The following is a 9,528-nucleotide window of genomic DNA, read 5'->3' on the forward strand; positions in this document are numbered from 1 at the left end:
ATTACTATCTCTCTCTTAAATTTAATCCTTCAGTTGGGAGGCGTTCTCTGTGATTGAGAGCGTCTCTTATTTTTTGTTTCCATTATAAAATCTTGTTAACCGATAATTCCTGTTTAACGTAAAAATACTAACTTTGCCGACACTTTGTAAATCAATATGTAGAGAATGATTTCAGTAGAAGGATTAAAAGTTGAGTTTGGGGTGACTCCTCTGTTTGAGGATGTATCGTATGTGATAAATAAGAAGGACCGTATAGCGCTTGTTGGTAAGAATGGTGCAGGTAAGTCTACTATGCTAAAGATTCTTGCCGGATTACAGTCGCCCACTGATGGTGTAGTCGCGGTTCAGCGTGGAGTTACAATAGGGTATCTGCCTCAGGTTATGATATTGAGTGATACCAGGACTGTTATGGCTGAGGCTGAAATGGCCTTCGAGCATATCTTTGAATTGCAGGACAGTATCTCTAAAATGAATCAGGAACTTGCCGACAGGACAGACTACGATTCTGAAAGTTATCACGAACTTATAGACCGCTTCACTCATGAGAACGAGAGGTTCATGATGATGGGTGGGACAAACTATAAGGCAGAGATAGAACGTACTCTTACCGGATTGGGATTCTCAAGAAGCGATTTTGACAGACCTACATCCGAATTCAGCGGTGGATGGAGAATGCGTATTGAACTTGCCAAACTGTTGTTGCGTCGTCCTGATGTCCTTTTGCTTGACGAGCCGACAAACCACCTTGACATAGAGAGTATCCAGTGGCTTGAAAACTTCCTGAAGATGAGTCCTGGAGCTGTGGTACTCGTCAGTCACGACCGTGCTTTCATCAATAATGTCACTAACAGAACTATAGAAATTTCATGCGGACATATATACGATTATAAGGTTCCGTATGATGAATTTGTTGTGTTACGCAAGGAACGCCGCGAACAGCAGCTCCGCGCATACGAAAACCAACAGAAGGAAATAAAGGACACTGAAGGGTTTATCGAACGTTTCAGATACAAGGCTACAAAGGCCGTTCAGGTGCAGAGCCGTATAAAGCAGCTTGAAAAGATTGTTCCTATAGAGATAGACGATGAAGATACTTCTTCTTTGCGACTGAAATTTCCACCGGCAATGCGTTCGGGAAACTATCCGGTGATATGCGAGAATGTAAAGAAAGCATACGGTGACCATGTGGTGTTCCACGATGTTACGCTTACAATAAACAGAGGTGAGAAGGTCGCCTTCGTAGGTAAGAACGGTGAGGGTAAGTCTACACTGGTCAAATGTATCATGGACCAGATTCCGTACGAAGGAAAACTTGTGATAGGACATAATGTGCAGATAGGATATTTCGCACAGAATCAGGCGCAGCTTCTTGATGAGAATGTAACTGTATTCGATACTATTGACCGTGTTGCAAAAGGTGATATCCGTCTGAAGATACGCGATATACTTGGAGCGTTCATGTTCGGTGGTGAGGCTTCTGACAAGAAGGTAAAAGTCCTTTCAGGAGGAGAACGCAGCCGTCTGGCAATGATAAAACTTCTTCTTGAACCGGTAAACTTCCTTATATTGGACGAGCCTACCAACCATCTTGATATGCGTTCCAAAGATGTGTTGAAAGAAGCTGTCAAAGAGTTTGACGGAACTGTGATTGTTGTATCACACGACCGTGAGTTCCTCGACGGACTTGTAACCAAGGTATATGAGTTTGGCGGTGGAGTAGTCAAGGAGCATATCGGAGGTATATACGACTTTCTTCAGAAAAAGAAAATGGAAAGTCTGAATGAATTGCATCTGTCGCAGTCGCCCACAGCTTCGTCGCAGAAAAAAGATGTGCAACAGCCGGCACAGTCGGAAAGTAAGCTTTCTTACGAGACCCAGAAGGAACTGAACAAGAAAATCAAGAAATTAGAGAAACAGGCAGCCGACTGTGAGGACAGGATATCCAAAATAGAAACTCAAATATCTCAACTGGAAGAAAAGATGGCAACTCCTGAAGGAGCGTCCGACATGAAACTCTATGAGCAGCATCAGGAACTGAAAAACCAGATCTCTCAGATAGAAGAGGAATGGGAGATGATTCAGATAGAACTGGAAGAACTCAACTCATAAGCTTGAAAACTCACAAACTAAAAAACTTAGAAACTTATAAACTCACAAACTAAATATTAATTTATGAAAACTAAACATTGTATTGCTTTTGCAGCATTGGCTGTAGCCGCACTGTCCGGATGTGCAGGCCAGAAGGAAGCAAAGGTGAGCACAGGAATAAACCTTGCCAACCTTGACACAACAGCAGTTCCGGGAAATGATTTCTTCCGTTTCGCGTGTGGCGGTTTTAATGATTCACATCCGCTTACAGCTGAATACTCACGCTATGGAGCATTCGAAATGCTGATGGAAGACAACCAGAAGCAGTTGAAGGAAATGATTGAAGGATTTGCTTCAAAGGAAAATCAGGCTGGAAGCCAGGGACAGAAAATCGGAGATTTGTATAATCTGGCAATGGACAGCGTAAAGCTTAATGCAGACGGTATAGCTCCAATCAAACCTATGCTTGACAGAATAGCTGCAATATCTGACAAGAACCAGATTATGCAGGTTAAGGCTGAAATGTTCAACAACGGTATAGGTACATATTTCAGCAATTATGTTTACGGTGACCCTAAGAACAGTACTTTGAATATCTTCCAGATTGCCCAGGGTGGTATTAACCTTGGCGAAAAGGAGTACTATCTTGATACAGACGAAAGTACAACCGCTATCCGTGAACAGTATAAACTTTATATCACCAAGCTTTTCACATTGGCTGGTTTCTCAGAAGATGAGGCTAAACAGAAAATGGCTGATGTGATGGAGATTGAAACAGCTATTGCTAAGGCTTCTTACAGTGCGGTTGAACGTCGTAATCCGGAAGCCAACTATCATAAAATGTCATACGATGAACTGAAGAAAATTTTCCCTGGAATAGATTGGGATGCTTATCTCAAGGCTTTGGGGGTAGAAGGTGTGACAGAACTTAATGTAGAGCAGATTGAGCCTATCAAGGAAGTGGAAAAACTTATCAATACTTTGCCGCTTTCACGTCATATCTCATATTTGCAGTATAATCTTCTTGATGCTGCAGCAAACTATCTGAGCGATGATTTCGTAGCTGCAAGATTTGATTTCTACGGTAAAGTATTGTCTGGCCGTCAGGCAAACCAGCCACGTTGGAAACGTGCAGTTAATGCCGTAAACGGAATGTTGGGCGAGATAGTAGGTCAGATGTATGTAGAGAAATATTTCCCTGCTGCAGCAAAAGAACGTATGGTGGCATTGGTTAAGAATCTTCAGTCTGCTCTTGGCGAACGTATACAGGCACAGGAATGGATGAGCGACAGCACTAAGGTGAGAGCTATGGAGAAACTTTCTACATTCCATGTAAAAGTAGGTTATCCTGACAAATGGAAAGACTATTCTGACCTCAATATAGAGAAAGATTCATACTGGGCAAATGTATGCCGTGCTGCACAGTGGGGTACAAAAGATATGTTCAGCCGTATCGGAAAACCTGTTGACAAGGATGAATGGTTGATGAGTCCTCAGACTGTAAATGCATATTACAATCCTCAGACTAACGAAATCTGTTTCCCAGCCGCAATTCTTCAGTATCCGTTCTTCGATATGAATGCAGACGATGCTTTCAACTATGGAGCTATCGGTGTGGTAATAGGTCATGAAATGACACACGGATTCGATGACCAGGGACGTCAGTACGACAAGGACGGTAACCTGAAAGACTGGTGGGCTGAAGGTGACGGCGACCGTTTCAACGAACGTACAAAAGTAATGGTTGACTTCTTCAACAATATAGAAGTTCTTCCGGGATTGAAAGCTAACGGACAGTTGACTTTGGGTGAAAACATAGCAGACCACGGAGGTTTGAATGTTTCTTATCTTGCATTCAAGAACGCAACAAAGAACAACCCTCTTCCTGAAGAAGACGGATTTACTGCTGACCAGCGTTTCTTCATTGCATATGCCACACTTTGGGCAGGTAATATCCGTGAAGAGGAAATCCGTTCTCGTACTAAGTCAGACCCTCATTCACTTGGAGAATGGCGTGTAAACGGTGCTCTTCCACATGTTGACGCATGGTATGAAGCATTCGGTATAACTGAAAAAGATTCAATGTATCTTGCACCTGAAAACCGTTGTAGAGTTTGGTAATAATATTTACCTGAACAGATATAGCAACATGCCCTGTAGACGGACGGCCGTTTACAGGGCATGTTTGGTTATATGGTATTTAATCGCTGTTTAATTATCATATAGAGCAGAAGAAAGTCACTAAGAAAGGTACGCTGAAATCCACTACGAAACCATGGAATATGGATACTACGACAAACTCCTGCCCGCTGTATCTTGTTATGATAGGCAGGGTGGTGTCCATAGTTGTAGCTCCTCCTGACGAAATAGGTGCAAGGTTGCCAAACCATCTGACGAGTAGAGGCGCTGCCAGCAGGGTTATGATTTCTCTGGTGATATTTGACAATAAAGCTATTGTGCCTAATTCGGCTCCTTTGTATTCTGTTATAAATATACTTGACAGCGAGTAATATCCAAATCCGCTACCAACTGCCATACATTCTGTCAGACTCCTATGAGGAAGTATGAGACTTGCCAATGCGGTACCTGCGAGTGTACCCAATATTGTCATTACTGGGAGAAATATCAGACGCGGATTTAAAGCCCTGAAATTTTTAATAGTCTGAGGGTCATTCCCGATGCTTATACCTACACTGAACATCAAAGCACATAGCGCATAGAAACTTATGTCAGTTTTCGTTATGTTGAAAGTTATGTCGGACAGTCCGGACAAACATCCCAAGACGAAGAATCCTATAATGATTAGGCTGCCTTTCATTTTTTCACCTCCTTTTTCGATTTGTACAGATAATGCCATAATATCCATGCCGCCGTACAGCTCCCTGTTACAGCAGCTATTGTGATAATGATTGCTTCCATTCCAAGAGTTGCAATACCTTCTATTATCTGTCTGTTACTTCCTACTTCAACTCCAAGAATGAAAAGCAACAGCCAGATGAGCACTGTAATAACTTTATTGATAAAGTATATTTTTCTTTTTATGATATATCCGGTAATTATTCCGGCAAACATAAGTGATATTACTGTAAACATATTATTTTATTGCCTTTTGATACGAGGTGCAAAAATAGATATATTATTTCAGATAGCTATATGGACATAAAGATTTATAACATAACGACGTATAAAATCTGTGCGTTTGGTTAACAAAAATATATCCACCGTAAATCATGTTATAAAACATGCGATTTTCGTGATAAAGTTTGCAGATTACAATAAAGTCCTTACCTTTGCATCGTGTTTTTCATAGTATTAGATTTAAGGTTAATGAAGGTTGGAGTCCAGCGGTACTCCTTTTTTTATGTCCGTACGTGACGTGTGTGCAGGAGAAACAATAAAGGCCGGACTTTGTCTGAAAATCCGACCTTAATGAATGTATTATTCTGTCTGTAATATCAGTCCTGAATATTGTCATATTCCTTATGGAACTCAACTACGGCTTCTATTCCCTTGCGGAAAATGTCGAGTGGAAAGTTTTCGTTAGGAGAATGTATGGCGTTGCTTTCAAGTCCGAATCCCATCAGTACTGTCTTTATTCCAAGTATCTGTTCGAAATCGCTTATGATAGGAATACTTCCTCCGCGGCGCACTGCCAATGGTTTCTTTCCGAATGCTTTCTCAAATCCCTTTTCGGCAGCCTTATATGCAGGAAGGGTGATAGGGCAGACGTAGCCTTCGCCACCGTGCATAGGAGTTACCTTTACCTGAACGTATTCGGGAGCTATTTCGTTGATATAATCCACAAAGAGTCTGGAAATCTTTTCATGGTTCTGGTGAGGTACAAGTCGGCAGGATACCTTGGCGTATGCTTTAGACGGGAGTACGGTCTTTGAACCATTACCTGTATATCCACCCCATATTCCGCACACGTCGAACGAAGGACGGCAGCTGTTACGTTCCAGTGTTGAATAGCCTTTTTCTCCTTTCAGTGCTTTCACTCCAATGGCTTCCATGTATTTTCCTTCATCGAACGGGATGCTTGCTATCATGCTGCGTTCTTCTGCCGGTACTTCTTCTACATCGTCGTAGAAATGAGGGATGGTGATTCGTCCGTCGGCATCGGTTATCTTGTCTATCATGCTGCACAGGGTGTTGATAGGGTTTGCCACTGCACCACCGAAGTGTCCGGAGTGAAGGTCACGGTTAGGACCTGTAACCTCGATTCCCCAGTAAGCCAGTCCGCGCAGGCCGGTGGTGAGCGACGGAAGGTCTTTGCCAAGCATACTTGTGTCCGATACGAGGATAACATCTGCTTTGAGCAGCTCCTTGTGTTCTTGCAGGAAGGCATTCAGACTTGGAGAACCTATTTCTTCTTCTCCTTCGAAGATGAATTTTACGTTATGTTTCAGAAGTCCTTCGCGTACCATATATTCGAATGCTTTAGCCTGTATCATTGCCTGACCTTTATCATCGTCGGCACCTCTTGCCCAGATATGTCCGTCTCTGATTTCCGGCTCAAACGGATTGCTTTTCCATAGTTCGAGCGGTTCGGCCGGCATAACGTCGTAGTGGGAGTATATCAATACGGTAGGAGCGTCCGGATTAACTCTCTTTTCAGCATAAACCAGAGGGTTGCCCTGCGAAGGCATGATTATAGCCTCGTCTGCACCGGCTTCGATGAGTAGCTGTCTCCATCTTTCGGCACAAGCTAACATGTCTTCCTTGTGCTGCGGCAGGGCGCTGATGCTCGTTATGCGTATCAGGCTGAAAAGCTCGTCGATGAAACGCTGTTCGTTTTCTTCTATATATTTCTTTATTTCCATGGTTATAGAGTTGTTGTTTTGTTTAACAGATAATAATCGAGTATGGTCATGGCTGCCATAGCTTCCACTATAGGTACTGCCCTCGGGAGTACACACGGATCATGTCTTCCTTTGGCCTTGAGTATTGTTTCGTTACCGTCCTTATCCACTGTAGGCTGTTCCATGAGTACTGTAGCAACCGGCTTGAATGCTACTTTGAAGTATATATCTTGTCCGTTGCTTATACCGCCCTGAATACCTCCGGAACGGTTTGTGCGGAAAGCTATCTTGCCGTTGTTGTTATAGAAAATATCGTTCTGCCGGCTGCCTTTCATATCCATGCTGCCGAATCCCTGTCCGTATTCGAATCCTTTGGCTGCATTGATGGTAAGCATTGCATTTCCGAGTGCTGCGTGGAGCTTTCCGAAAGCCGGTTGACCGAGTCCGATAGGGCATCCCTTTATTACGCAGTCCACAGTTCCTCCTATGGTGTCGCCTTCTCCCTTAGTCTTGAAAATTAGGTCTGCCATAGTCTGTGCCATAGCCGGGTCGGGACATCTTACCTGGTTCTTTTCAATCTCGCTCAAATCATATGCCGTATAATCTTTGTCGAGTTTCAGCCCGCCGACCTGCGATGTGTATGCGGTTATTTCCACTCCAAGTTGTTTCAGGGCTATCTTAGCCAATGCTCCGGCTACTACACGTGAGATGGTTTCGCGTGCCGACGAACGTCCCCCTCCGCGATGGTCGCGCAGTCCGTATTTCTGAGTGTATGTGAAATCGGCATGCGAGGGGCGGAAAACATCCTTCATATTGTCATAGTCGCCTGAATGCTGGTTGGTGTTCCATACCACGAAGCCTATAGGGCATCCTGTAGAAATTCCATCGTATATACCCGAAAGAAATTCCACCCGGTCAGACTCCTTGCGTGCCGTTGTAATGGCAGACTGTCCGGGTTTTCTTCTGTCAAGTTCTTTCTGGATGAAATCCATATCTATATATATTCCGGCAGGGAAGCCGTCAATCACTCCTCCTATGCCTTTACCGTGCGATTCGCCGAAGCTTGTCAGACGGAATATATTTCCAAAAGTATTGTTGTACATTGTATTTTGTTTTTTATATTTATGTATTAATGGTTTGTTGTTTGCCGGTCTTATAGCTGAAATGACCGGGCGAATTTTGGTGCTGACTATAGTCAGCACCAAGAAATGTATGCATGTATTTGTCAATATAAAAATTCACAGGCAGTTTTTTGTCAGTTTTAGCTATTCCAATAATAAGACACGTAAAAGTACAAAAAAAACTCAAAATCTGACCGGATTTGACAAATAATTCATTTTTTACTCGAAATGTCTGGGTGTTTGGATGATAAAAGCATATATTTGCTTCTATTGAAATATCTAATTGGGTATAAAAATTAAAGAGTAAAAAAGAGAACATGGATGAAATGGAATTGATGATGCATCTGCATCGTAATAATAAAAGGCAAGGGCCTGGTAGTGAAGAATTCGTAAGTCTTGCGCTCAGACTGGCTAAAGTAGATACAGATAAATCCTATAAAATAGCTGATATCGGTTGCGGAACAGGAGGACAGACTGTTGTATTGGCTGAAAAACTTAAAGGAGAAATTATAGCAGTGGATTTGTTTGGTGAATTCCTTGAAAATCTGGAAAGTTGCTGTAAGGAAGAAAATATGTCAGCTCAAATCAAGACATTGGAGGCGTCAATGGACAGTCTTCCTTTTGATAAAGAAGAGTTTGACATTATTTGGTCCGAGGGTGCTGTTTACAATATAGGTTTCAGGAAAGGTATTAATTATTGGAAAGATTTTATTAAACCGGGTGGAATACTGGCTGTTTCAGAGTTATCATGGATAACCAACAGTCGTCCAAAAGAACTGGAGGATTTCTGGAACGGTGAGTATTCTGAGATTGATACAGTTGCCGGTAAAATAAGAGTTCTTGAAGAGGCAGGATATAAGGTTCTTGGTCATTTTATACTTTCCGAGGATTGCTGGCTTGACAACTATTATATTCCTCTTTTGGAAAGTCACAAGGGCTTTTTAGAGAAGTTTGGTGATGATGAAACAGCTAAAATGATTGTTGAAAGGGATATACAGGAAGTTGATTTCTACAAAAAATATAAGGACTATTACAGCTATGGCTTCTATATAGCCCAGAAGTTGTAAGACGGCATCTGTAATAAATGTATTTATAAGAAAAAAATATATATGAAGAAATTGCATGTTACTTTAAATGAAAATTCTCCGGCAGTCATATGGGCTGATACTCAGGCTGATAAAATAGGAGCAAGAGGGCACGTAGGTACTCATTTGGATTGTTATACTACGGTGCCGTAAAAGTCTGAATATAAGATTTCGAGGTTGGTAATTGACTGTACGAAAGGGATGCCCTCGATGGAAAATATCCGGGACGTAGAGTCGTTGGAGAATATGGCATTGGTGTTACATACAGGTAATTTGGAAGAAAACCAATATGGCAGCGATAACTATTTCAATACAGAAACCTACATTTCAGAAGAAGTTCTTCATGTTATATTAAAAAAGAATCCTCTTTTTATTATTCCTAATTTCCGCAAATAATTTCGATTCTCGTGTTATTAATGGATATTTTGTAAA

The 9,528-nt window shown here is 42.1% G+C and carries 9 protein-coding genes; 5 read left to right on the forward strand and 4 right to left on the reverse strand.

The genetic code is table 11. The features are described from left to right. Window positions 1-165 precede the first annotated feature (165 nt). Complete coding sequence (locus tag QZ379_RS04600) at window positions 166-2,109, forward strand: ABC-F family ATP-binding cassette domain-containing protein (protein ID WP_291558822.1); 1,944 nt, start codon at window positions 166-168, stop codon at window positions 2,107-2,109. Between the two features lie 63 nt (window positions 2,110-2,172). Further along, window positions 2,173-4,209, forward strand: coding sequence for a M13 family metallopeptidase (locus tag QZ379_RS04605; RefSeq protein ID WP_291558824.1), 2,037 nt, complete (start codon window positions 2,173-2,175; stop codon window positions 4,207-4,209). Between the two features lie 97 nt (window positions 4,210-4,306). On the opposite strand, the gene QZ379_RS04610 is transcribed toward QZ379_RS04605, so the two are convergent. The 4 genes from QZ379_RS04610 to aroC all read right to left on the reverse strand — a co-directional run bounded on the left by QZ379_RS04610 (window position 4,307) and on the right by aroC (window position 7,993). Next, entirely contained in the window at window positions 4,307-4,906 is a 600-nt protein-coding gene (locus QZ379_RS04610) for a lysine exporter LysO family protein (RefSeq protein ID WP_291558827.1), read from the reverse strand. Then, window positions 4,903-5,181 carry a LysO family transporter gene (locus QZ379_RS04615; protein ID WP_291558828.1) on the reverse strand — a complete coding sequence of 93 codons (279 nt, stop codon included), beginning with the start codon at window positions 5,179-5,181 and terminating at the stop codon, window positions 4,903-4,905. Before QZ379_RS04615 ends, QZ379_RS04610 begins: the two co-directional genes overlap by 4 nt. Window positions 5,182-5,543: 362 nt before the next feature. Next, window positions 5,544-6,911: a dipeptidase gene (locus QZ379_RS04620; protein WP_291558829.1), complete on the reverse strand. Its 1,368-nt coding sequence runs from the start codon at window positions 6,909-6,911 to the stop codon at window positions 5,544-5,546. 2 nt (window positions 6,912-6,913) lie between these two features. Next, window positions 6,914-7,993, reverse strand: a complete 1,080-nt coding sequence (gene aroC / locus QZ379_RS04625) for a chorismate synthase (protein WP_291558830.1) — start codon at window positions 7,991-7,993, stop codon at window positions 6,914-6,916. A 335-nt stretch (window positions 7,994-8,328) separates the two neighbouring features. Here aroC and QZ379_RS04630 point away from each other — a divergent pair, with 335 nt between their 5' ends. Genes QZ379_RS04630 through QZ379_RS04640 form a run of 3 tightly spaced genes read left to right on the forward strand, consistent with a single transcriptional unit; the run spans window position 8,329 to window position 9,492 of the window. Continuing rightward, on the forward strand, window positions 8,329-9,078 hold the full coding sequence (locus QZ379_RS04630) for a class I SAM-dependent methyltransferase (protein ID WP_291558831.1): 750 nt from the start codon (window positions 8,329-8,331) through the stop codon (window positions 9,076-9,078). A gap of 42 nt (window positions 9,079-9,120) precedes the next feature. Next, a complete protein-coding gene (locus QZ379_RS04635; protein WP_291558832.1) occupies window positions 9,121-9,249 on the forward strand; it encodes a hypothetical protein in 129 nt (42 codons plus the stop codon). Between the two features lie 57 nt (window positions 9,250-9,306). Next, the gene (locus QZ379_RS04640) at window positions 9,307-9,492 is read left to right on the forward strand and encodes a hypothetical protein (RefSeq protein ID WP_291558833.1); all 186 of its coding nucleotides are present in this window, start codon (window positions 9,307-9,309) and stop codon (window positions 9,490-9,492) included. Window positions 9,493-9,528 lie beyond the last annotated feature (36 nt).

The organism is Bacteroides sp., assembly GCF_019417265.1.
GTDB lineage: Bacteria > Bacteroidota > Bacteroidia > Bacteroidales > Bacteroidaceae > Phocaeicola.

What these genes read in the sequence shown, in the direction of transcription:
- QZ379_RS04600 (WP_291558822.1), top strand. Translation starts at nt 166, where the DNA reads ATGATTTCAGTAGAAGGATTAAAAGTTGAGTTTGGGGTGACTCCTCTG.
- QZ379_RS04605 (WP_291558824.1), top strand. Translation starts at nt 2,173, where the DNA reads ATGAAAACTAAACATTGTATTGCTTTTGCAGCATTGGCTGTAGCCGCA.
- QZ379_RS04610 (WP_291558827.1), bottom strand. Translation starts at nt 4,906, where the DNA reads ATGAAAGGCAGCCTAATCATTATAGGATTCTTCGTCTTGGGATGTTTG.
- QZ379_RS04615 (WP_291558828.1), bottom strand. Translation starts at nt 5,181, where the DNA reads ATGTTTACAGTAATATCACTTATGTTTGCCGGAATAATTACCGGATAT.
- QZ379_RS04620 (WP_291558829.1), bottom strand. Translation starts at nt 6,911, where the DNA reads ATGGAAATAAAGAAATATATAGAAGAAAACGAACAGCGTTTCATCGAC.
- aroC (WP_291558830.1), bottom strand. Translation starts at nt 7,993, where the DNA reads ATGTACAACAATACTTTTGGAAATATATTCCGTCTGACAAGCTTCGGC.
- QZ379_RS04630 (WP_291558831.1), top strand. Translation starts at nt 8,329, where the DNA reads ATGGATGAAATGGAATTGATGATGCATCTGCATCGTAATAATAAAAGG.
- QZ379_RS04635 (WP_291558832.1), top strand. Translation starts at nt 9,121, where the DNA reads ATGAAGAAATTGCATGTTACTTTAAATGAAAATTCTCCGGCAGTCATA.
- QZ379_RS04640 (WP_291558833.1), top strand. Translation starts at nt 9,307, where the DNA reads ATGGAAAATATCCGGGACGTAGAGTCGTTGGAGAATATGGCATTGGTG.